This window comes from Methanolinea mesophila (assembly GCF_017873855.1).
GTDB lineage: Archaea > Halobacteriota > Methanomicrobia > Methanomicrobiales > Methanospirillaceae > Methanolinea_B > Methanolinea_B mesophila.
Window position 1 is genome coordinate 1 of the sequence record NZ_JAGGKR010000002.1, and the last position, 23,701, is coordinate 23,701.

Genomic DNA, 23,701 nt, shown 5'->3' on the forward strand with positions numbered 1-23,701 from the left:
GCAGCCGAGGAAACCCCTGCAGCCGAGGAAACCCCTGCAGCCGAGGAAACCCCTGCAGCCGAGGAAACCCCTGCAGCCGAGGAAACCCCTGCAGCTGAGGAAACCCCTGTAGCTGAGGAAACCCCTGCGGCCGAGGAAACCCCTGCAGCCGAGGAAATGCCCTCTATCATTGACAATGAGAACGATCTTCTCTACCTCAATGACACTCTTCCGGCTGATCTGCAGTTGAATGAGACGGTCGCAGGAAGTCTCGGCGATGTGAACCAGACCGCCGGCCAGTCCGGACAGAGCCTGATATCGGTGAATGAGGAAAATACAACTCTTTCGGATAATTCCACTCCATACGGTCTGCATGATCCCCCGTTGAACGGCACGAATCTCCTTGGAAGCCCGGGGAGCAATTACTGGAATATCACAGAATCAGGGTATTACCCGGTCGACTGGTTCAACGATCTCGGGAACTTTACCGGAGGGACTCTTACCACTTCCAACCCCTGGGCCATTTTCATAGATGCCTCGAATGTCGTCCTGGATGGGATGGGGCTTATCATTCAGGGTGCAGGTGGTGCAGTCCTGGATCAGGTCGGTATCCTGGTAGCTCCAGGGAGCGAGAATGTCCAGATCAGCAATTTCACCATAACCCAGATGATCTATGGGGTTATCCTCGATACCGTAAGCTATAACGCGACAAATACGAACGGCGGGGATCTTGGAACTGGAGGTTATGCAGCTCCCGTCGATAATATCGTGCACGATGTCGTGTTATTCGGAAACGAGTTCGGAATAAGGGTTCGCAATAGCGACAATGTCACTCTTCGGAATAACCAGGTGAATAATAATACCCGGAGAGGTATCGATGTCGAAGGATCCACAAACATGACCGTTGCGAACAATACCGCGGGTGCATTCAACGGTGGGAGCCAGGATTACGGGATCTGGTTCGATTCTTCCAATAATTCTTTTATTTTCAATAATACGGTTACCGGAAACACCTACTACGGTATCGTATCGATGAACTCACACAACCTGCAGCTCGAGCAGAATAATGCCAGTATGAACGGGATGCAGGGGATTGGCATCCTCTCGTCCTGGTATTCCTCACTTTACAATAATGTCGGTATACAGAATACGCTCGCCGGGATTTATCTTGAGAATTCAAGTTATAACACGCTCACGGGCAATTATGCAATAGAAAATTTATTCGACGGAATCAATCTGAATTTTTCGAGTTATAACGATCTTATCGGCAACCATGCTTCGAACGACGGGATATACAACCAGTTGAACGGCATCACGCTATTAAATTCGAATTTCAACAACCTGACCGGGAACACGGCCGTGGACAACAACTACAACGGGATCATCCTCACCGGTTCGGACTCGAACAACCTGACCGGGAACGAAGTATCGGGGTCCTCGTTCCTGTCATCTGGGTCGGACGCGGGCATCCTGCTGAACGGGTCGGACGGGAACCTGCTTGACGGGAACTACGTGCACGACAACTACTTCTCCGGGATCTCGCTGGTGAACTCGACCGGGAACACGTTACAGAACAACGTTGCGGACGCGAACTCGGGCTACGGGTCGGGGGACATCCAGGCGAACATCATGCTCGCGGGCTCGTCGTACAACGCGCTCGTGAACAACTCCGCGAACGGGAGCCTGACGAGCAACGGGTTTGTGCTGAACAACAGCTGGTACAACAACCTGACCGCGAACGCCGCGGACGACAATTATAATGCCGGGATCTGGCTGGTCACGAACTCGAGCTACAACAACCTCACCGGGAACGAGGCGCTGCGGAACTTCGCGGGGATCGTGCTCGGCGAACCTGTGGCGCCTGCGGGCGGCAACGACTGGAACGAGCTGGTAGGAAACAACGCATCGTTCAGCACGGCCGGCGCCGGGTTCGTGGTCCAGCTCTCGGACAACAACACGCTCTTCGGGAACACGGCGACCGGGAACGTGGCGAACGGGATGGAGCTGTATGACGCGAACACCAACAACCTGACCGGGAACACCGTGGTAGGGAACGACGGCGGTATCTACCTGTCCGGGTCTGTTGGGTCGAACTACAACCTGATCGCGGACAACAACGCGAGCGGGAACGGGTATCTCGGCGGCAGCGGTTCGAAGAACGGTATCGCGTTGAGCTACTCGACGTTCAACACCATCACCAACAACGTCGCGAACCAGAACGCCGGGAACGGGTATGACCTGTTCAGCTCGGACAACAACCTGCTTTCAGGCAACCTCGCCCAGGAGAACCAGCAGAACGGGTTCTTCCTCGACCCGTCGAACTACAACAACGTCACCGGGAATTTCGCGATCGGGAACATGTACGACGGGTTCAACGTAACGGACTCGATCTTCAACAACCTGACCGACAACTACGCGGCGATCAACGGGTGGAACGGGTATGGTCTGTATAATGCATCCAACACGACGCTGGTGAACAACACCGCCGTGGGGAACACGTACAACGGGTTCTACCTGGAGGGCTCGGGCTACAACAACCTCACCGGGAACTTCGCGATAGAGAACTACTACGACGGGATCAACCTGACCGGGTCGAGCTACAACGAGATCGTGGGGAACACGGCCTCGAACGACGGCGTATACAACCAGACGAACGGGATCTCGCTGCTGGGCTCGAATTTCAACAACCTGACCGGGAACACGGCCGTGGACAACAACTACAACGGGATCATTCTCACCGGTTCGGACTCGAACAACCTGACCGGGAACGAAGTATCGGGGTCCTCGTTCCTGTCATCTGGGTCGGACGCGGGCATCCTGCTGAACGGGTCGGACGGGAACCTGCTTGACGGGAACTACGTGCACGACAACTACTTCTCCGGGATCTCGCTGGTGAACTCGACCGGGAACACGTTACAGAACAACGTTGCGGACGCGAACTCGGGCTACGGGTCGGGGGACATCCAGGCGAACATCATGCTCGCGGGCTCGTCGTACAACGCGCTCGTGAACAACTCCGCGAACGGGAGCCTGACGAGCAACGGGTTTGTGCTGAACAACAGCTGGTACAACAACCTGACCGCGAACGCCGCGGACGACAATTATAATGCCGGGATCTGGCTGGTCACGAACTCGAGCTACAACAACCTCACCGGGAACGAGGCGCTGCGGAACTTCGCGGGGATCGTGCTCGGCGAACCTGTGGCGCCTGCGGGCGGCAACGACTGGAACGAGCTGGTAGGAAACAACGCATCGTTCAGCACGGCCGGCGCCGGGTTCGTGGTCCAGCTCTCGGACAACAACACGCTCTTCGGGAACACGGCGACCGGGAACGTGGCGAACGGGATGGAGCTGTATGACGCGAACACCAACAACCTGACCGGGAACACCGTGGTAGGGAACGACGGCGGTATCTACCTGTCCGGGTCTGTTGGGTCGAACTACAACCTGATCGCGGACAACAACGCGAGCGGGAACGGGTATCTCGGCGGCAGCGGTTCGAAGAACGGTATCGCGTTGAGCTACTCGACGTTCAACACCATCACCAACAACGTCGCGAACCAGAACGCCGGGAACGGGTATGACCTGTTCAGCTCGGACAACAACCTGCTTTCAGGCAACCTCGCCCAGGAGAACCAGCAGAACGGGTTCTTCCTCGACCCGTCGAACTACAACAACGTCACCGGGAATTTCGCGATCGGGAACATGTACGACGGGTTCAACGTAACGGACTCGATCTTCAACAACCTGACCGACAACTACGCGGCGATCAACGGGTGGAACGGGTATGGTCTGTATAATGCATCCAACACGACGCTGGTGAACAACACCGCATTCAACAATACCAGGAACGGGTTTTACCTCGAAGGATCGGGTTACAATGATCTGTCCTCAAACCTCGCCCTCATGAATCAGTACGACGGGTTCAACCTGACCGGTTCGGATCACAACAACCTGGTCTCGAACAACGCTACCCTGAACCTCTTCGAAGGATTCACGCTCCAGAATTCGAACTATAACACCTTAACTGACAATATCGCCCTGAACAACAGCCTTGACGGGTTCACGCTGCTGAACTCCGATTTCAATGTCCTGACAAACAATATGGCCATCAACAACAGCCAGAACGGGTTCTATCTGGAGAACTCGGATAACAACATCCTGGAAGGAAACATCGCGATCGGGAACCTGTTCGACGGATTCAACCTGACAAATTCGACGAACAACACCATCATCAACAGCAGCTCGAACGGGAACATGTTCGAAGGGTTCACGCTCAACGGAGCGGACAATGTCACCCTGTTCAACGATACCGCCAATTTCAACATGCAGGACGGGTTTACCGTCATCAATTCCACCAGCATCAGCCTGATAATGGATACCGCGAACGGGAACCAGGCGAACGGGTTCTACCTGCAGAATACGAGCTACAGCATGCTTTCCGGGAACTATGCAGAGGGGAACCAGCAGAACGGGTTCTTCCTCGACCCGTCGAACTACAACAATGTCACCGGGAATTTCGCGATTGCGAACATGTACGACGGGTTCAACGTGACGGACTCGATCTTCAACAACCTGACGGACAACTATGCGGCGATCAACGGGTGGAATGGGTACGGGTTGTATAATGCCACCAACACCACGCTGGTAAACAACACCGCGGTGGGTAATACCTACAACGGGATCTACCTGGAAAACTCGAGTTACAACAACCTGACCGCCAATACCGCGATCGAGAACTACTACGACGGAATTAACCTGACGAACTCGCATTTCAACGAGATCGTGATGAACAACGCATCGAACGTATACGATGCGTCGGTCTTCAACCAGACGAACGGGATCTCGCTGTCGGGCTCGACGTTCAATAACCTGACCGGGAACACGGTGTACGACAACAATTACAACGGTATTGTCCTCACGCTCTCGAGCCAGAACAACCTGACCGGCAACGAGGTTTCCGGCTCGAGCTTCTATTCATCCGGGACAGACGCAGGTATCCTGCTGAACGGCTCGGATCAGAACACGCTCGATTCCAATTACGTGCACGATAATTACCTCTCGGGAATCTCCCTCCTCAACTCGAACCAGAACAACCTGACTGGGAACGAAGTCACCGGCAACAGTTTCGGGTCCGTCGGATCGGATGCGGGGATCCTGTTAAACAACTCGAACCAGAACCTGCTTGACGGCAATTACGTGCACGACAACTCGTTCTCCGGGATCTCGCTGCTGAACTCGAACGGAAATACGCTGGAGAACAACGTCGCGGACGCGAACTCGGGCTACGGGTCGGGAGACATCCAGGCGAACATCCTTCTTGCGAATTCCTCGTACAACATCCTGATGGACAACTCTGCGAACGGGAGCCTCACCAGCAACGGTATCGCTCTGAACAACTCGTGGTACAACAACCTTACCGGCAACGCCGCGGACGACAACTACAATATCGGGATCTGGCTGGTCACGAACTCGAGCCATAACAACCTCACCGGGAACGAGGCGTTAAGGAACTTCGCGGGGATCCAATTAGGAGAACCGTCTGCACCCGCGGGAGATAACCAATGGAACGAACTGGTTGGGAACAATGCTTCCTACAGTTACACGAGCGGCGGATTCGTGCTCCAGTTATCCGACAACAATACCCTTGTCGACAATAACGCGGTGGGGAACGCAGACAACGGGATAGCGCTGTATGACTCGAACAACAACAATATCGCCAGGAACTACGTCGTCGCGAACGGCGGCGGCATCCTCCTTGCGGGAGCCACGGGGTCCAATTACAACAACGTCACCGATAACAACGCGAGTGCAAACGGGTTCGGTGCGTTGTACGGTTCGAGGCAGGGGATCTCTCTCACGAACTCGGCCTGGAACAACATCGTGAACAACACCGCCGTCGGAAACGAGGAGAACGGTATCCAGCTCTTCTCCTCCGACAACAACTCAATCCTTGACAATTACGTCGCGTTCAACGGGTTCAACGGTATAAAACTCGACGGCTCGAACGTCAACACCCTCTTCAACAACACGGTATACAACAACACTGTCCATGGGGTCCACCTGGCAGACTCCAATGAGAACAACCTCAGTAGCAACACGATCACACTTAACCTGGTTGACGGGATCTTCCTCGAGAACTCCAGCCTGAACAACATCACCACAAACAATGTCTCGGTCAACGGACTCCATGGAATTTCGTTGCTGAACTCTACCTTCAATTCCATTACCGGGAACGAAGTGACCTTCAATTCCAACACCGGCATCAAGATGTTCGGCTCGGATAACAACACCGCGACTGACAACAACGTAACCTTCAACGGAAGGGGCGTATGGCTGAACACCTCCGGCAACAACAACTTCGCAGGGAATAACATCAGCTATAACCAGGAGAACGGGGTGTTCATGGAGGAGAGCACCTACAACAACTTCACCGGCAATCTTGCGAACTTCAACGGCCTGAACGGGTTCTCGGTCGTCGCGAGCAACTGGAACAATTTCTACGATAATATCGCCTACAACAACACCGTCACGTACGACCCGAACATCTCCAGCGTTGGGTTCCTCCTGATTGAAAGCAACAACAACACCCTGTTTAACAACACGGCGGTCAGGAATGGCTGGGGCATTTACCTGGACAACTCGAGCTACAACAACCTGACCGCGAACAATGCCAGTGCAAACGTCGTCGTAGACGGGATCGACCTGGTCAACTCCCATAACAACCTGCTCGCGGACAATATCGCGAATTTCAACGAACAGGACGGAATCTACCTGTTGTTCTCCGAAAACAACACACTATACGGCAACAATGCCAGTGAAAACGGCCTGGTCGGGTTCCGTATAGTCGGCTCCGCGAACAACAACATTACGGGCAACAATGCGCTTTCAAATCAGGAAGACGGATTCCTGTTAGTCGGCTCGGACTACAACAACCTCACCGGGAACATGGCGGGAGGCAACGGAAATGATGGGTTTGCCCTTGACACTTCAGAGTTCAACGACCTCTTTGACAATAATGCCACGGAGAATGGGTGGAACGGATTCGGGCTCTACGGTGCGGACAACAATACCCTCTATAACAACACCGCGATCAACAACACGTACAATGGCTTTGCATTGTTCGACTCCGGGAACAACAACCTGACCGCGAACCAGGCATTAAACAACCAGCAGAACGGGTTCTATCTCGATCCTTCCGATTACAACAACATCACCGGGAACCTCGCGATGGGCAACGCGTTCGACGGGTTCAATGTCACCAATTCGAGTTACAACAACCTGTTCGATAACAATGCAACGGAGAACGGGTGGAACGGCTTCGGGCTCTACGGTGCAGACAACAACACGCTGTTCAACAACACGGCGCTCAACAACACCCGGAACGGGTTCTACCTGGGCGGGTCCGGCAACAACAACCTGACCGGCAACTTTGCGCTCATGAACCACTACGACGGGTTCAACCTCACCGGCTCCGATCACAACAGCCTGTTCGGCAACAACGCGACCCTGAACCTTTTCGAAGGATTCACGCTCCAGAATTCGAACTATAACACGTTATTCGATAATATCGCCCTGGACAACGGCCTTGACGGCTTCACGCTGCTGAATTCCGATTACAACAACCTGACAAACAATAGTGCGATCAACAACGGCCTGAACGGGTTCTACCTGGAGAACTCGAGTAATAACATCCTGAATGGTAATACCGCAAGCGGGAACCTGCTCGACGGGTTCAACATCACCAATTCAATGAACAACAGCATCTCCGGGAACAATGCGAGCGGGAACATGCTCGAAGGATTTACCATCATCAACACGAGCTACGGGACGTTCTTCAACAACACGGCCAACAACAACATGCTTGACGGATTCACCGTCATCGATTCTCATTACAACAACTTTACGATGAACACGGCGAATGAAAACCAGCAGAGTGGATTCTACCTTCTCAATTCGACCCACAACCTGCTCTCCGGGAATAACGCGAGTTCGAACGTCTTCGACGGGATTCACCTGGAGAATTCCAGCAGCAATGTCCTGAACGGGAATAACGCCATGTTCAACCAGCAGAACGGGTTCACCGCGATCGACTCCCACTATAACAATTTCACCATGAACACCGCGTTCGCCAACAGCCTGAACGGCTTCTACCTGGTGAATTCAACCCACAACCTGCTCTCCGCAAACAATGCGAGCTCGAACGGTCTCGACGGGATCCTCCTGATGAACTCCAGCAGCAACACCCTGGCCGGGAACGATGCCCTGTTCAACCGGCTGAACGGAATCGACCTGTTGCAGGGATCCGATTCCAACACGCTCTCGGGGAACAACGCGAGCTTCAACGACGCCCACGGGATCAACCTGGTATTCTCTGACAACAATGTCCTTTCCGGCAATAATGTCCTCAACAACAACTTTACCGGAATCAACAACCAGGGTTCCAACGGGACCCTGATGAGCGGGAACAATGCCCTGTTCAACAACTGGAGCGGCATTCTTGCCCAGAACTCGAATAATCTGATCCTGTCCGGGAACAACGCATCATTCAACGACCTTGACGGGATCGATGTCGTGAACGGCGTCAATAACACAGTGACCGGAAACCTGGCCTTCTTCAACAACCACACCGGGATAAACGTGCTCAATAACAATGACCTCGTGGTGACGGGGAACAATGCGTCCTGGAACAACCAGACCGGGATTTATGTTTCAAACCCTGACAACGCCACGGTCTCGCAGAATATCGCTCTGAACAATCTGCAGTCGGGGATAGTCGTGGTCAATTCGGCAAATTCAACGATTAACGGAAATAACGCCAGCAGCAACGGGATGCAAGGGTTGTACATCGTCAATTCCGAGTCTGACACGGTATCAGGAAACAATGCCCTGTTCAACAACTGGAGCGGAATTCAGATCAATAATTTCTATAACGGCACCATTTCGGGGAACAACGCGAACTACAACAATATGAGCGGTATGGTTGTCGTGAACATCGGGAACTCCCTTGTTTCGGGTAATACCGCAACCGGGAACGCCCAGAGAGGCATCCAGCTGTTGAACTCAGAAGCAAGTACCGTATCCGGGAACAGTGCTTCGTTCAACAACATGAGCGGCATAGAAATTACCAACTTCTATAATGGCACGATTTCAGGGAACAATGCCTGGAACAACACATTGAACGGTATTGCGATAGTGAATCTGGAGAGTTCCGTCGTCTCCAACAACGCTGCCTGGAATAACAACATTACCGGTATTACCGTGACAAATGCCTACAACAGCACGTTCACCGCGAACAATGGAAGCTACAATGCCCAGGACGGAATTTACCTGTTCAATTCGGACTGGAATACGCTGGTCAACAACAGGGCCTTATTCAATAGTGGGAACGGAGTCAGTTTCATCGCGTCTGACCTGAACAGCATGTCCGGAACAACCGCGAATATGAATGGCGGAAACGGGATCTACCTGCAGTCCTCGGATTACAACACGCTCACCGGGTGCACTGCGAGCAACAACGCAAACGACGGAGTGCTTCTGGAAGACTCCAATTTCAACACGATCACGACCTCAACCGCGAACGCAAACCTCAATGGATTCTATCTCGACCCGTCGAACAACAACACCATCAGTAACAGCGTAGCCAACAACAATATCGAGAACGGGTTCGTGATCAACGAGTCCTATAACAACACCATCACGGGGAGCACCGCCAACAGCAACGGGATGAGCGGGGTCCTGCTTTACAACTCATCGAATAACCTGGTGAGCACCAGCACGCTGAATTTCAATACAAACGGGACTTCCCTCGTGAATTCCGACAACAACACCGTGATGAGCAGTCATATACAGTTCAGCACGCAGGCAGGAGTGTACCTCGACAATTCGGCAGAGAACCTGTTCTACAACAATTACTTCAACAACAACAACAACGTCGTGTTCAACGGGACGCCGCTCCACAACACGTGGAATATCGCGCAGACCCCCGGGACGAATATCATTGGCGGGCCGTACCTCGGAGGCAATTACTGGGCGACACCTGCCGGAACAGGCTGGTCGCAGACCCAGCCGGGCAATGCAAGCGGGTTCGTAATCTTCCCGTTCGTGATGAACGCGAATAATACCGACTTCCTCCCGCTGGGCGGCATATACCACCCGCCGATCCCGCCGATCCCGCCCTACCCGCCTGTCCCGCCGTTCCCGGTACCCCCCGGCCTGTTCTGGGACGCCCGGATGGTGAATAACACCCTCCCCGACACGATGTGCGCATGCCAGAACTATTCGGTCCAGGTCACCGTCCAGAACACGGGGACGACCGGGTGGCTGCCCACGGATATCTCGCTTGCGGCGAACAACACCGACGCCATGATGTTCTCTCCCACAAAGATCCCGCTGGGGAGGTATATCGGACCGAATGATACCTATACGTTCGACTTCCAGCTGATGGCTCCGTGCACGCCGGGGGTGTATCACCCTGACTGGGGACTCATCAGGAATGACGGGGTGTGGGTCGGACAGCTCCTTGTAAAGACGATAAATGTACAGAACTGTGGAAATGTCACGATCGTGAATACCACGGTGCAGCCGCAGGTCAATGCCGGTAGCCTGCTCAGCAGCAGGGCATCGGGGGCCTTCGACGCGTCAGGAATTGGCATGACCGGGATCCGTACCAACAGTCAGCTCAACGCGGCTGAACTGATCGATGCGAGATCAGGGAATTATGGAGTATCTCCCACGGCTCCTGCGGATATCCTTAACGCCAGGTTATCCGGATCCGGAACCGAGTTGAAATCCCAGTTACTCCACGAAATCCTTATTTCCCGCGGACTTTCGGCCCTGGTCGCAATTGCGCTTTCCTGGTAACCCTTTTTTACTGGCGATTCTCCGGCCGCACCAGTCCCCCGATCACCCTCGGTCACATCGCCCGGAAATTGAGTTCCCCTGACTTAAAACAGGGACGATTCATGAAAAATCAACCGGTGGTTCGTATAAGGGTGCCCGGTGAAATCCGTGCATTTTTTCCGGCGGTTTGTGGACAACAAGGGGAAAGAATATGGCATTATATGAATTATCAGACGATTCCTCGTGGGGTACTTATATTCGTATCAGGGGTGCAGCGCTTCGAACGGGATCACCTCCCGGGAACGGTCTATGAAGACGATGCCCGGGGTGTATGGGGCGCGGGTATTCACCGGAGGGGAGGCGACGAAGGGGACGGCATACTATATCCACTCCCGGATATCTCAGGAAGATCGGGCCCATCCGCTGGCCGCCCGGAGATTTCGAGGTCATCACGCTTCCGGAGGTGATGACCATAGAGTCTCTGGTCCTGAAAGCACCTGATATCGAGGAGGAAAGAACAGGGGACCCGAAACCTCCTTTGTTCCCGGGAGTGACGCGAAGTGTGTCCGGACTCCTTCAAGAGATTAAATTTTTAGTTTTTGCAGGAAATAGACTCCGATACATATCGCCGCTATCGAGAGTGCCATGTAGAGCATGTCGATCCCGGTAACCAGTTTAATGGCGAGCACCCGCTGGAAGAAACTCACGATGAGCACCATGATGATGACCTTGATGATCTTGTTCTTCAGGTCGTCGAGATTGGTGATCTCGAGGATTGTATGGAACGCTCCGGTGGCCCTTGCGATATCTATCTTCGAAATGAACAGTTCGTAGATGCCGAAACTGAAGATGAGGAGGACCATCCCGATCAGGTAGAAGTCCACCGCTCCGATTATCCCGATCAGGATCTCGGTATGATCGACCTCCATGTGGGAAATGGATATGGAAGCGATAAGGGTGTTAATCACTTCCAGGGAGCCGGAAACGAACAGGATTATCGAGCTGAACGTGCCGAAGATCACGGCGAGGAGAACGATGAGGCGCGAACTCCAGAGCGCCCGCTCGAAATAGTGCTCTGTTATGTCCTGTTCCTCGCGGGTCTTTAAGGGGTCGGAACTCTTCTCTGAAACCATCCTCAAGTATTGGAAGTGACAGGCAAAATAGTCAGTGATTCGGACTCACTTCCCTGATCCGGGATGTTCGCAAATCATCATGTCCAGGCCTCCGGACATTCTTCCAGGGGTCAGAATCGCAGGAAAAACCAGTGGGAGGGATTATCCGGGAGCCCTGCGGGGATTCGGTTCCCTGCCGGAATATATTTATCGGGAGAATATTTAACCCGAAAAAAATCGATAACTGGATAAAGATGATTCTTTTTCAACCGGACGGCCCGCCATGATAGATCTCTTCGGGTTGTTCATCCTCGGCCTGATGATCGGGTTCACCGGTGCGATAGCACCCGGTCCGACACTGATCGCGACCATTCACGGGGCCGTGAAAGGAGGGTGGGTGGTTGGCCCCGGGGTTACCTTCGGACACGTACTCGTTGAGATATTGATGGTGCTCCTGGTCATCGGGGGCCTTTCAGTATTCATCGGCCAGTATTCCTGGATAATTGCAATTGTGGGGGGCGGAGCGTTGCTGGTGTTCGGGATTCTCACCCTCCTCGAAAGCCGCCATGCGGAAGTGCCGGAGACGGAATCACCGAAAAGATCCGGGAGTCCGGTACTCGCAGGAGTGGTTACGAGTATTTCGAATCCCTATTTCTGGATATGGTGGCTTACCGTCGGGAGCGCACTTCTTATCGGAGCGCTCGCCGGAGGTATCGCGAGTGTCCTTGCGTTCATTGCCGGTCATTGGGCCGCGGACCTCATCTGGTACACTGTCGTTGCCGCAAGCATGCATAAAGGGAAATTTCTCCTGGGAAAAAGAGGCTACAGGGCGATACTCGGCATTTGCGGCATATTCCTGATAGGCTTCGGAGTTTTTTACCTTATTTCGTTCCGGGCACTCACCGGCTGATATCCGGAAAACAGGTGTTGCCGGAAGCCGCGGCCCCGGGGAACTCGCCCGGAATCCCGGGAGTATCAGGATTTGTCGGAATCCACCAGATCCGGAACGGCAGAATTTCATCCGATAAAAAATTCCGGCCTTTTTCCCTGGACAAGGCCGGACCGTAGACACGAACCGACCGCCTGAATTTTCCGGACGCGGTATGACAGGCCTTCAGGGTCATTTCCGCAACCATTAAGGGCCGGGCAGGGGATTTGGACTGGTGGAGATGGGTTCATGGCCGGGAATGACTTTGAGCCGGTAAGAGATCTCATGCCGGAAAAGATCCGTGGCCGGGGAAGAAGATGCATCACCCGGGCGTTGCCTCCCGGGGAGTTCGCGGTGCGTCTTGAATACTCCCTGATTGAAGATCTGGAGCGATATCTCGATTCCAAAGACGTGGGTAATTTCGTTGATATGCTCGAGCGGATCAAGGTCCTCGCCGCGATCCGCGGTGTCTCGTGGGAAGCCCTCGAAGAAATGAGGGCTAAAAAAGCAGAGGAAGAAGGAAGTTTCAATGAAAATCTCCTGTTGATATGGGAGGGGGATCGGGATCCACCCCGCAGGAGACTGCTCTGCACGTGCGAGCGGGGCGACCATGTCTTCGAGGAGGATTAGGGAAGGATCATATTCAGGTGACTATGCGGTAAAGACACTGGCAGGGACATCGGGAAGGCTTTCCAAATTGGGCCGTATCGCCATGACAGATGATACGATCTCTCAATGCCGCAGAACTCGCTTCGTCTCGTTATACAGCATCCGCCGGGAATCGGTTCAGGGAACAACCAGGTCACTTCGTTGTATCGTCGCACTCCCCGGAGGATGGATTTTCCCGGGAGATTTTTTTTGAAAAAGGGAGGTTTTCCACTATTTGTTTCTTTTTATGTAACGGAAACCATTAATAGGGTCCGGGTTATAGGGGCAGACTGCCCGGTTCGAATCGGACAGGACAATGATGAAAAAATGATGGGACACGGAGCCGGAATGATGGGGCATATGGGCGGCGGGCCTATAATGCATCAACAGGGACCTGTACTCAAGGAACTGGTATGGGACCACCTCACCGAGGAACAGAAGAAGAAGATCGTTCTCCGCATGATGGACGAGAAGATCAAAATGAAGGAAGCTTTTATCCAGCATATGCAGTTCAAGGTCGAGACCTACAAGATGATCCGGCAGATGCTGGAACAGGGAAAGTGAGGGTGCAGCACTTCAGGGAGAAACGATCCTTCAAAACCGGATCACCGCAAAGGCCATATCAGGGAGTCCGGGCCCATGGAAACCGACACAGGTTCATTTATTTCCCGGGGCTCATGCGAAGGATCTCACTGAGGATGGGAGCCCCGATCCATGAAAGGATTTATATGTATTGAATGAATGTAAGGTTCAGTAAGTAGGTCCGGAAGTGATCGGACCACTTCAACGACGATTGAGTACCAACACCCTCTCAAATGAACACGGGTATGGTGTGCGAACCCCCCCCTGCGTTATTTCTGCACACCCTCCCGTGTTTCGATGAATGTTTTTCTGTTCTCCTGCCCCCACATAACCCCGGGCGGGAGTGAGTGTTTCCATATCCGGCCTTATGGTGATAACCTTAATGCCGGTTGGAAATTACTTTAATCCGGAGTTCTCTCATGGAAAAAAAAGCCCTCGATACTACCATGTCCCACGCGTTTATGTTCCCCATGCCCACCGTGCTGGTGGGAACCGTCGTTGAGGGAAGGCCGAATTACATGACCGCGGCCTGGTGCAGCCCGGCCTGCGCTTCCCCGCCTATGATTGCGGTCGCTATCAACCATATCCGTCATACGACGCTCGGAATAAAGGAACAGAATGCGTTCTCGATCAACGTACCGGCAACCCGGCAGGTGGTGGAGACAGATTTCTGCGGAATTGCATCGGGGAATAAGACCGATAAATCCGGGGTGTTCACGCCGTTCTATGGCAGGCTTAAAGTGCCTATGGCAAGGGAATGCCCCTTCAACGTGGAATGCGGGCTCCATACGACGGTTGACCTGGGCAGCCACGTGCTCTACATCGGAAAGGTGGAGGGAGTATTCGCGGACCAGGATTGTGCGCCCGATAACAATCCCGATCCGGTGAGGATAGACCCGATCGTGTACATCAGGGGTAAATATTACCGTGTGGGCGATGCGTATGCGGATGCCTTCACTACCGGAAAACAGTATAAAGAATAGACAGGAATAGAAGATCCCCTGACCCGTCCGGGTATCCGGGTCACAGGAAAGATTCGGCAAGTCCCGGCCGAAAAAGAGCCGGGTTCATGCCCGGGCTTCCGGACACCGGTCTTCTCGTTCCCTCTTCTTTTTGTCTGGTGACCGCCGCGTTTGGCAGTCCGGTCCATTTGAAAAAATCGATGAGTCTCCGTTACTGCTCGATATCCACGGAATGAGCCATTCGCGATATCTCGATCCCGTCATGAAGGAGGGTGACATTAAACTCGTAGGGTCCGGGATCCAGTCCCGCGCAGTGGGAACACGGAGGGAGCTGGTAATCGTACGTCAGGACGGCGGGGCCCGGCGAGAGCGGCACTGCCATCTCGTGAGAAAGCCGGTTGTTGCCGTGTGAGTCCACGATACCAGAGATACTCATGGTCGTGTTCTCCAGGTTCCCTGCAGCGTTTACCCCGATCATGATATGCATCACCTCGTTCGAGTGATAGAGGTCGCGGTCCGTGGAGACCGATGTGATCTCTGCGCTGGCAGGTCCGAAGAGAAGCGGAACTACCACCAGTACCGCTGCGGCAATGATCACCACGACAACGATGAGAATGAGGATATCTCTTCGCATGAGAAGAATTTGGAAGTTATTTTATTATGAGGTTTTGGGAGGGTGCAGCCTTCTATTTATGCCTCCAGCCTCTTAATCATCGATCAGTATCCACCTTATCTTCAGTGCAGCCATCGTACGGAACGCGGTGATTGTCAATGAATCGACACGATCTTTCCACGGATTTGAAACCTGTAAGGGTATCGTTCAGGACCGTCGCACATTTTTACGATCCGGATGATCCCTCCCCGGAGAACTGCAGGGAACTCACCGATCGGGCGGAAGAACTGATATTCCATGAAGTAGCGACCGGGCCCGACCCGGATCATGCGAGCCGTGATGCAATGCTGGAGATTACCATCCCTGCGCCGGAGCTCACTCCTGATCGTGGGAAGAACATCCCCGATGCGGTCAGGGCACATTTTGCATCCCGTGCCCTTGAGATAGAAAGGGACAAAAAGCTGGTCCAGAGGGTGGGATTACGGGAGATATGGCTCACCGTCGGGGTGACGATCCCGGCGCTTATGATAATCGGTCTTACTTCTCACTTCACCCGGGAGCCACTCATCCTGATCGTGCAGAATATCATGGTGATCTTTACATGGGTAGTGATATGGCAGCCCTTCCAGTCGCTGGTGTTCGATCGATGGTCCAAATCCAAGGAAGCCGGAGTATACCGCGAGATTTCCAGGATGAAGATTGAGGTACGCCCGGGGTAAAGGTCCGGCAGGAAATAAGCACTGTGTTCCAGAATCCCGAACCGTATGAGCCGTATGAAGAAATTCCATCTCGTACACTCCGTCCTCCGATAAAAACCGCGTATGGGTCCATGAAGGACCGTCGCCAATATCTCCCGAACCGTCGGTCTCCGCGTTTACCGGGAAAGGGAAGACCTCTGAGAGTACGGAAAAATAAAAAGTTAATTAAAATGCGGTGACCGGCTCCCCCTCGGTGCTGTAGCCGGTATCCGTCTCTTTTACAATGAGCATGAGCACGATTCCGATGATCTCCAGCACCATAAGGAACAGGAACGCCGCATCGAACGCGATCGCGAGTTCTTCCATGGGAATTGTATGGGCCGATACCTCCGCGAGTTTCGGGCCGAGCGCTGCAGTGGCCACCAGCATCACGAGCGCCACACCAAGCGAGGATCCGAGGTTGGTCATCATCTTGATAAGCCCGGAGGCGGCCCCACGGTCTTTCGGAGGAGTCTGCCCCATTATCGCGCTGTTCAGGGGTGCATAGGCGATCCCTGTCCCCGCCCCGAGAATGAAGAGGTATATGGCGGAATGTCCGACGTTGCTGTGGGGAGAGAGTGTGGAGAGAAGCAGCAGACCAAGTACGGCGATAATAAATCCTGCGATTATTGGTTTTTTAGTTCCTATGACGTCCGATATTCTCCCGGCGAGGGGGGAGGTGAGGATCATCCCGATGGGAAGTGCGAGCAGTACCGTTCCGGCGTTATCCGTGGGGAGGTGTTTCACCAGTTCCAGGTAGAACGGCATGAGGATCATGACTCCCGCCATCCCCATCTGGATTATCATCACATCGAAGTTTTGAATGGTAAACGATCGATTTGCGAATAATCTCATGTTCACAAGCGGCATTTTTGAGCGCTTCTCCCGGAGGATAAACAATGGCCAGAATATCACCGCGATGATGAGAGAAATTATCCCTGCGAACATTCCAGGCCCGCTGATTGTGGTCAGCCCGTAGATCAGCGTGGAAAGGGCGATGATTATCAGCACCACACCCGGGATATCGAGGTTTGAGTCCGGCGCTACAGGCGCGGTGCGGGGCAGGACCCGAAGGCCAAGGAGGACTGCTATTATTCCCACCGGAACGTTGACAAAAAAGATAAACTGCCAGGAAAGGGCGCTGGTGAGGAATCCACCGATCACCGGCCCCATCGCCGCACCCAGCATGGTGAACATGGCAACTATCCCGAGCGCCTGGCCACGCAGGGCCGCGGGGAGGTACGAAGTCACCATAACCGCCCCGAGTGCCGATATGATTGCTCCTCCCACCGCCTGAAGAATCCGCGCGAGAATGAGGAGGTCTATCGAGGGGGAAAAGCCGCATAGTGCCGATCCTACGGTGAATACGGCGAAACCCGAGAGGAATACCCGGCGGTATCCCTTCATGTCCCCCAGCCGTGCCGAAACAAGAAGCAGACTCACGAGGACGATGAGGTAGGCGTTAAGCACCCATGAACTGGTCACGGTGGTGATCCGGAATGCTTTCGCGATAGTGGGCAGGGCGATATTCACAATGGTGGCATCGAGCCCTGCCATAAATGAACCGAGCGATATCACGAGCACGATTAAAAGCTCAGCAGGCGACATTTTATTCCGTGAAGCGGATTCCACCATAATATCAATTAGCCTTTCAGCCGGTCGTATATAACCTATTCCAAATTATCCGGATTTTTTCTCCTTACGATATCGGGCTTTCCGACATGAGAGAATACAATGAGGCGATTCGTTTCGCCGAACGTCCCGTAAAAAATTCCCGGGGTGAGGTTTACCCTGCACCGCACGGGGATTGAAAATAAACGGATTATTCGATTTTCAGGACCATCAGGGTGATATCGTCGAATTGCGGTCGGTTGCCTGCAAAAGCCCGTACATCCTGCACGACCGCGTCGATGATCCCCCTCGATGAGAGGTGTCGGGATAGCTCGACGATCTTCTCGAGCCGGGCGACTCCGTACTCCTCGTCCTGTTCATTCGCGGCCTCGGTCACCCCGTCGGTATAGAGCACCGCAATATCCCCTGGTTTAAGATTTACCTCGACAGATTCGAGTTCTATCTCATCGAGAACTCCCAGTGCGATTCCTTTTGCCTTGAGGAGGGTTATCCTTTCATTCCCGGTCCCGAACAGGAGCGGGGGATTATGCCCCGCATTCACGAATGTGAGGCTTTTTTCGCGGGGGTCGAGGATCGCGTAAAAGAGCGTGACGAACATGCTGGTCTTTGAATCGAGGTAGATATTCCTGTTCGCCTCCCGGATCGATTCCGCAGGGTCCGGATTATGGGCGGCACTGGCCCTGATAAGCGTCCTGGAGAGCGCCATGAAGAGCGCGGCAGGCACTCCCTTTCCGGATACATCCGCGATCACCAATCCCCAGTGCTCCTCTCCCACAGGGATGAAGTCATAGAAGTCACCCCCGACCTCGGCGGCCGGGAGATTGAACCCCTGCAGATCGATCCCGGGGAGTACCGGGGCGGCATCCGGCAGGAAACTCTGCTGGATGCCCTTCGCAATCTCCAGCTCTTTTAATATACGCTCTTTCTCCGCAGTTGTCCTGCGGAGGGTGGCCACGTGTTCCCTTAAATCCGCCGCCATGTGGTTGAAAGAGTCGGCAAGGTCCTCGAACTCGTCACCGGTATGTACTTCCACCGTATATTCGAGATCGCCCCGCCCGATCGCCTCGGAACCTCTTTTGAGGTCTTCGAGAGGGCGGGTGAGATACCGGCTGAAAATGAGGGTGAGGACCCCCACGACTGCGAGGAGGACGAGGAACATGGCGGAAAATATGGTACGCATCATCTCCTGCTGGCTGCCGATATGGGATGCGGTATCTTCCGATGCAGCGAGGATGCTCTCCCTGGTGGAGAGTGCCGGGGCGATAACCTCTTCTACCGGCATCACCACCGCCACCGACCAGTTGACGCTCTCCACCGGGGCGTAGGCGATGAACCGCTCCCCGTCCTCGAACATCACCCTCGCAATTCCGGTCCTGCCATTTATCATCTCCCGGGTTACCGCCACCAATCCGGGATTTGCGGAATCGAGGAGGTTTTCGGTGACAAAGGACTCGTCCCACCTCATGTCCCCGGACGAAAGCCCCGGGCGGGTGATCACGTTGCCGTGCTGGTCGATGAGCATCGCATAGCCCCTGTTTCCGACCTGGGTGCCGATGATATTCTGGTTGATGGTCTCGATGGTGACATCGGCCCCGATCACCCAGAACCATCCGGATTCGGGATCGTTCACAGGTTTCGAACAGGTGACCATCAGCCCGTGCCCGAGGAGGTCGACGTACGGCTCGGACCAGGTGACCGAACCCGATTCTTTTGCCTGCGTGAACCACCCTCTCATCCTGGGGTCGAACGATGCGTTTAGTCCTGTCACCCAGGGATAGATCATGGACATCCCGCTCTCCGTTCCTACGTACACCCCGGCGAGATGCGGGTCGGCATGATAGACCGGGATGAAGATATCGTCCATCATGCCCGCCGCATTGCGTTCGGCTAACGGGATGTCCGCTTCTGCGCCCGGAGCGAGGAAGAGCACTGTCGTGCTGTAGATATCGTCCGGGGGCTCGTCCTGGAGGTAGAAGTGTCGCTCCCTGACCATCGAGGGGTCGGTCTGAAGCTCCCCTGCGTAGTACGCCATGGTGTCGATCTCTCCGTTCACCTGTTCGAAGACGATATTGCTGATGTATGCCTGGTCTTTCGCGAGCCTGAGGAGTGAGTCCCTCGCATCCTGTTCGAGGGCCGCGGTGCTGTCGTTCATTGCCCGTGAGCCGAGTTCGTCGCTCCGGTCCATGGCGAAACGGCTTACGTCTCCCATCTGCACGAATGCGAGTAACCCGGTGACCAGGAGCGCAGAAACGGAGAGTGCGAGGAAGACCAGCAGGATCTTGGTCCTGACTGATATGCGGACTGCATTCCCGGCGGTCTTCCCGGATCTCATGGTAGTATATCCTCTCCCGGAAGGAATTAAACTATCAGAACCGTCTCTCCTGAAAAGGCCGGACCCGATCTGTCATCTCTTTCTCTCAAGGGCTCCCAGTGTGATCCATGATACTGCCCCGGGACTTCTACGGGAGGGACACTGTCGAGGTCGCGCAGGATCTTCTCGGGTGCTGCCTGGTTCACCCGGAGGGCAGAAAGACTACTGCGGGGATTATCGTTGAGACCGAGGCCTACCTTTCCGGTGATCCCGCCGCTCATTCGTATATCGGCAGGACAAACAGGAATGAAGTACTCTTCGGTCCGGTAGGACATGCATACGTTTACCTCATCTACGGAATGCACTATTGCATCAATGTTGTGACAGGGGAGGAAGGTTCGGGAGAAGCCGTGCTCGTCAGGGCCCTTGAGCCGGTGATTGGGATCCCTGTCATGATCGGGCGGCGGGGAACCCCTACGCTGTCCCGTCTCTGCAGCGGCCCGGGAAAACTCACTCGTGCGATGGGGATCACCCGCGAGTGCAACGGGGTTTCCTTTGTGAACGGACCTCTCCAGATCCGCACCCGGGAAAATACTACCGGGCCAAATCCCGCGTTGAAGCCCGAGATCGTGCGGACCACCCGGATCGGGATCGTGAAGGCCGCCGATAAGCCGCTTCGTTTTTACCTGAAGGGAAATCCGAATATCTCACGGAAGTAGGAGATGCGAGATGCGGATGATTTTCCGGGTACCGACTTAAAAGACGGACGATGAAAGATAATATCCGAATACCTCGGAACGTAAGAGTCATTTGGGATAACCGTTTCCCTGGATAACATTCCCGTGTCCCGGCGAGAGGTCAACCCCGGTGCTGCCGGAATTCACCGCTGATACGGGAGGAGGTATGATCGGTCCGTACCCGGCTCGCCCGGGGGAGATGCCGATGAAGAGAACGGGTCCCGGGAGATCGATTTCCCTGCATAAGACATATATATTTGAATATCGAGCAACTGGATGGTAATTATGGCTGAAATGATGCATGAAGAACGGCTATGCGATGTGAAGTGGGGGACCCTTGCGCTTCTCGGGGTTCTCTCTCTTATCTTCGGCATAATCCTGTTGTTGTATCCCGGAATTACCGCGGCCGTCGTGGTCGTGCTCTTCGGGATCATTGTGTTGATTCTCGCGTTCCTGGCATTAATTCTCGCACTGATGAGTACGGGCGGCAGGGCGACGCTCCTCCTCCTGGGAGCTATAGTAGGATTTATAGTGGGAATAATTGCAGTTCTTGCCCCGATCGTGATAGGAGCACTTCTGGTCATTATTATTGGGATCGTCCTCTTTATGATCGGAATCGTCGATATCGCAATCGCCGTCGGCGAAAAAGCATATCCTCACCGGTGGCTTCTCTTTATCCTTGGTATCCTTTCCATCATCGTGGCCGTCCTCTTCTGGGTTTATCCTGCCGCGGGAGCGGTTGCCCTGTTCGGGGTCATCGTGGGAATATATTTCGTCATCTATGGGATCCTGGGAATTATTGCCGGGTTTGCTCTTCGCAGCGTTAAAAAACAGTATTGTATGGCCTGAAAACCCTCACCTTTTTTAAGATTCAGGGATATGAATGTTCCTTTTACCCTGTTTTACGAATATCATGTAAATTATATCTTTTAATCCCTGGAACAGCTCCCGGCCCTAAAAAAATGGACCTTCATTTCATATCGGGACACTTATATGTATTTATGCCAAGATCACGACCTGGAATGGTTGGATAATGGACACGAGTCATGGGTACCGGTCGGCAGAAAACCGCGGGATGAGAGGAGACGCACAAGGTCCGGGCAAGGGCGGTGATCTCTCTTGAAGATCTCGTCCCTCTTTCGCGGAGAAACAGGAATCTGGAATGCGGCCATCAGCATCAGCACGGTCGCGGTCCTCCTGGTGAACAGTTACGGTCTCTTCCAGGGGATTACGGCGGTATTTCCGCACCTTCTCTACCTTCCGGTGGTACTCGCGGCCTACCGGTACCCCCGCAGGGGACTCATTTTCTCACTAGGGATCGCGATGGTGTATATCCTGATGGTGGGGGTCATCATCGGGCCGGTCCCGGGGGTCATCGTGGAAGCGGTGATCCGGGGAATTATGCTGGTCGTGATAGGCGGGCTTATTGCGTTTATTACCAGACGGCTTTACGAACAGGAAAACCTCTACCGTGGGTTGTTCGATCATTCGGCCGCCGGCAGCATTCTCGTCCGGGAAACCGGTGAGGGCTGGAGGATTGTCGAGGCAAACGAGAACGCACTTGCCCTCCTCCGCCGTGAGAGGGATGAACTCCGGGACAAACCGCTCACGGTCTTCTGGAACGCGGAAGAAATGAACGTGTTATTTTCCCGGCTGGCCGGGGAAGGCAAGGTCTACTCGTCCGAGAACACATTCTCCACACCGGACGGGAGTACGGAGATCGTCCTCCTCTCGCTCGCAAAAGTTCCCGACCGGCAGGCGGTTCTCACATTCGTAGAGATTACGCGGAGGGTGAATGCGGAAGAATCTCTGCAGCGTGCGAATGATAAACTCAACCTCCTCTCCCGCATCTCCACGGATCATCTCCACCGGACGGCGAACGAGATCATCGAGACCGTGGACGAGGCAAGGATAAAGAGCACCGATTCCGTGGCGGGAGCCTTCCTGAACCGGGTACGGGTCCTGGCCCTGAACCTCGCCCGTCAGATATTCCTTTCGGAGACCTACAAGGACCTTGGAGCCCGGCCCCCGGACTGGATCGCGGTCCAGCGGGTGCTCGAAGGATTCGCCCGGACGAATCCGGATCCTGGGATCTCAATGAGGTTCTGGACCGAGCGCCTGGAGGTGTATGCCGACCCGCTCTTCCGGGACGTGCTCCTCCATATCCTTGAGAACTCGGTACGCCACGGAGTGACCTTGAAAAACCTGGTGGTGACCTATCACCGTACCGGGGATGGGCTTGACCTGATCATCCAGGACGACGGGGCAGGGATTCCCGCAGGGATGAAAGAAAAGATCTTCGAGTACGATTCGGGGGGCCATGCGGGCCTGGGGCTGTTCATCTGTCGCCAGATCCTGGATATTACCGGGATATCGATCACCGAAGAGGGGAAAGAAGGGAAGGGAGCGAAGTTCGTACTTCATATCCCGGCGGAGAATTACCGGGTCGAGGGGTCCTCCGACGACGCCCCGCCGTTCCCGCTCTCTTCCGATCCCGCTCCTGCGGTAAACCGGGGTGCACTCCACAAATCCGGGACCAGGGTCCGGGAGTTAACCTCCGCCGAGTTCGCTCTTGCCGAGGAACTCTAGATCGACTACCACCAGACCAAAGGAAACCC

At 54.3% G+C, this 23,701-nt stretch carries 13 protein-coding genes; 9 read left to right on the plus strand and 4 right to left on the minus strand.

Going from position 1 to position 23,701, the window contains the following annotated elements; translation table 11 throughout:
• Positions 1-156: 156 nt before the first annotated feature.
• Entirely contained in the window at positions 157-10,842 is a 10,686-nt protein-coding gene (locus J2741_RS11485; RefSeq protein WP_209675699.1) for a NosD domain-containing protein, read from the plus strand.
• Positions 10,843-11,405: 563 nt separating this feature from the next.
• Here J2741_RS11485 and J2741_RS11490 read toward each other — a convergent pair.
• The gene (locus J2741_RS11490; protein WP_209675701.1) at positions 11,406-11,954 is read right to left on the minus strand and encodes a YqhA family protein; all 549 of its coding nucleotides are present in this window, start codon (positions 11,952-11,954) and stop codon (positions 11,406-11,408) included.
• Between the two features lie 262 nt (positions 11,955-12,216).
• Between J2741_RS11490 and J2741_RS11495 the strand changes: the two genes are divergently transcribed.
• The 4 genes from J2741_RS11495 (at position 12,217) to J2741_RS11510 (ending at position 15,074) form a co-directional block, all read left to right on the plus strand.
• Complete coding sequence (locus J2741_RS11495) at positions 12,217-12,843, plus strand: LysE family transporter (protein WP_209675703.1); 627 nt, start codon at positions 12,217-12,219, stop codon at positions 12,841-12,843.
• A gap of 267 nt (positions 12,844-13,110) precedes the next feature.
• Positions 13,111-13,491: a nucleoside triphosphate pyrophosphohydrolase gene (locus J2741_RS11500; protein WP_209675705.1), complete on the plus strand. Its 381-nt coding sequence runs from the start codon at positions 13,111-13,113 to the stop codon at positions 13,489-13,491.
• A 366-nt stretch (positions 13,492-13,857) separates the two neighbouring features.
• Positions 13,858-14,073, plus strand: coding sequence for a hypothetical protein (locus J2741_RS11505; protein WP_209675707.1), 216 nt, complete (start codon positions 13,858-13,860; stop codon positions 14,071-14,073).
• 437 nt (positions 14,074-14,510) lie between these two features.
• On the plus strand, positions 14,511-15,074 hold the full coding sequence (locus tag J2741_RS11510) for a flavin reductase family protein (RefSeq protein ID WP_245249784.1): 564 nt from the start codon (positions 14,511-14,513) through the stop codon (positions 15,072-15,074).
• A gap of 190 nt (positions 15,075-15,264) precedes the next feature.
• Here the strand turns inward: J2741_RS11510 and J2741_RS11515 are convergent, their stop codons facing one another.
• The gene (locus tag J2741_RS11515) at positions 15,265-15,687 is read right to left on the minus strand and encodes a hypothetical protein (protein WP_209675709.1); all 423 of its coding nucleotides are present in this window, start codon (positions 15,685-15,687) and stop codon (positions 15,265-15,267) included.
• A 164-nt stretch (positions 15,688-15,851) separates the two neighbouring features.
• Here J2741_RS11515 and J2741_RS11520 point away from each other — a divergent pair, with 164 nt between their 5' ends.
• Complete coding sequence (locus tag J2741_RS11520; RefSeq protein WP_245249786.1) at positions 15,852-16,385, plus strand: hypothetical protein; 534 nt, start codon at positions 15,852-15,854, stop codon at positions 16,383-16,385.
• A 204-nt stretch (positions 16,386-16,589) separates the two neighbouring features.
• On the opposite strand, the gene J2741_RS11525 is transcribed toward J2741_RS11520, so the two are convergent.
• Together J2741_RS11525 and J2741_RS11530 are read right to left on the minus strand one after the other, a co-directional pair.
• Positions 16,590-18,011 (minus strand): DHA2 family efflux MFS transporter permease subunit, encoded by a 1,422-nt coding sequence (locus J2741_RS11525; RefSeq protein WP_245249787.1) that lies wholly within the window; start codon positions 18,009-18,011, stop codon positions 16,590-16,592.
• 214 nt (positions 18,012-18,225) lie between these two features.
• The gene (locus J2741_RS11530) at positions 18,226-20,367 is read right to left on the minus strand and encodes a SpoIIE family protein phosphatase (RefSeq protein ID WP_209675715.1); all 2,142 of its coding nucleotides are present in this window, start codon (positions 20,365-20,367) and stop codon (positions 18,226-18,228) included.
• 107 nt (positions 20,368-20,474) lie between these two features.
• Here J2741_RS11530 and J2741_RS11535 point away from each other — a divergent pair, with 107 nt between their 5' ends.
• The 3 genes from J2741_RS11535 (at position 20,475) to J2741_RS11545 (ending at position 23,672) form a co-directional block, all read left to right on the plus strand.
• The gene (locus tag J2741_RS11535; RefSeq protein ID WP_209675716.1) at positions 20,475-21,065 is read left to right on the plus strand and encodes a DNA-3-methyladenine glycosylase; all 591 of its coding nucleotides are present in this window, start codon (positions 20,475-20,477) and stop codon (positions 21,063-21,065) included.
• Positions 21,066-21,368: 303 nt separating this feature from the next.
• Positions 21,369-21,932 (plus strand): HdeD family acid-resistance protein, encoded by a 564-nt coding sequence (locus J2741_RS11540; protein ID WP_209675717.1) that lies wholly within the window; start codon positions 21,369-21,371, stop codon positions 21,930-21,932.
• 270 nt (positions 21,933-22,202) lie between these two features.
• On the plus strand, positions 22,203-23,672 hold the full coding sequence (locus J2741_RS11545; RefSeq protein WP_209675718.1) for an ATP-binding protein: 1,470 nt from the start codon (positions 22,203-22,205) through the stop codon (positions 23,670-23,672).
• The last annotated feature ends 29 nt before the right edge of the window (positions 23,673-23,701 follow it).

What these genes read in the sequence shown, in the direction of transcription:
- J2741_RS11485 (WP_209675699.1), top strand. Translation starts at nt 157, where the DNA reads ATGCCCTCTATCATTGACAATGAGAACGATCTTCTCTACCTCAATGAC.
- J2741_RS11490 (WP_209675701.1), bottom strand. Translation starts at nt 11,954, where the DNA reads ATGGTTTCAGAGAAGAGTTCCGACCCCTTAAAGACCCGCGAGGAACAG.
- J2741_RS11495 (WP_209675703.1), top strand. Translation starts at nt 12,217, where the DNA reads ATGATAGATCTCTTCGGGTTGTTCATCCTCGGCCTGATGATCGGGTTC.
- J2741_RS11500 (WP_209675705.1), top strand. Translation starts at nt 13,111, where the DNA reads ATGGCCGGGAATGACTTTGAGCCGGTAAGAGATCTCATGCCGGAAAAG.
- J2741_RS11505 (WP_209675707.1), top strand. Translation starts at nt 13,858, where the DNA reads ATGATGGGGCATATGGGCGGCGGGCCTATAATGCATCAACAGGGACCT.
- J2741_RS11510 (WP_245249784.1), top strand. Translation starts at nt 14,511, where the DNA reads ATGGAAAAAAAAGCCCTCGATACTACCATGTCCCACGCGTTTATGTTC.
- J2741_RS11515 (WP_209675709.1), bottom strand. Translation starts at nt 15,687, where the DNA reads ATGCGAAGAGATATCCTCATTCTCATCGTTGTCGTGGTGATCATTGCC.
- J2741_RS11525 (WP_245249787.1), bottom strand. Translation starts at nt 18,011, where the DNA reads ATGTCGCCTGCTGAGCTTTTAATCGTGCTCGTGATATCGCTCGGTTCA.
- J2741_RS11530 (WP_209675715.1), bottom strand. Translation starts at nt 20,367, where the DNA reads ATGAGATCCGGGAAGACCGCCGGGAATGCAGTCCGCATATCAGTCAGG.
- J2741_RS11535 (WP_209675716.1), top strand. Translation starts at nt 20,475, where the DNA reads ATGATACTGCCCCGGGACTTCTACGGGAGGGACACTGTCGAGGTCGCG.
- J2741_RS11540 (WP_209675717.1), top strand. Translation starts at nt 21,369, where the DNA reads ATGGCTGAAATGATGCATGAAGAACGGCTATGCGATGTGAAGTGGGGG.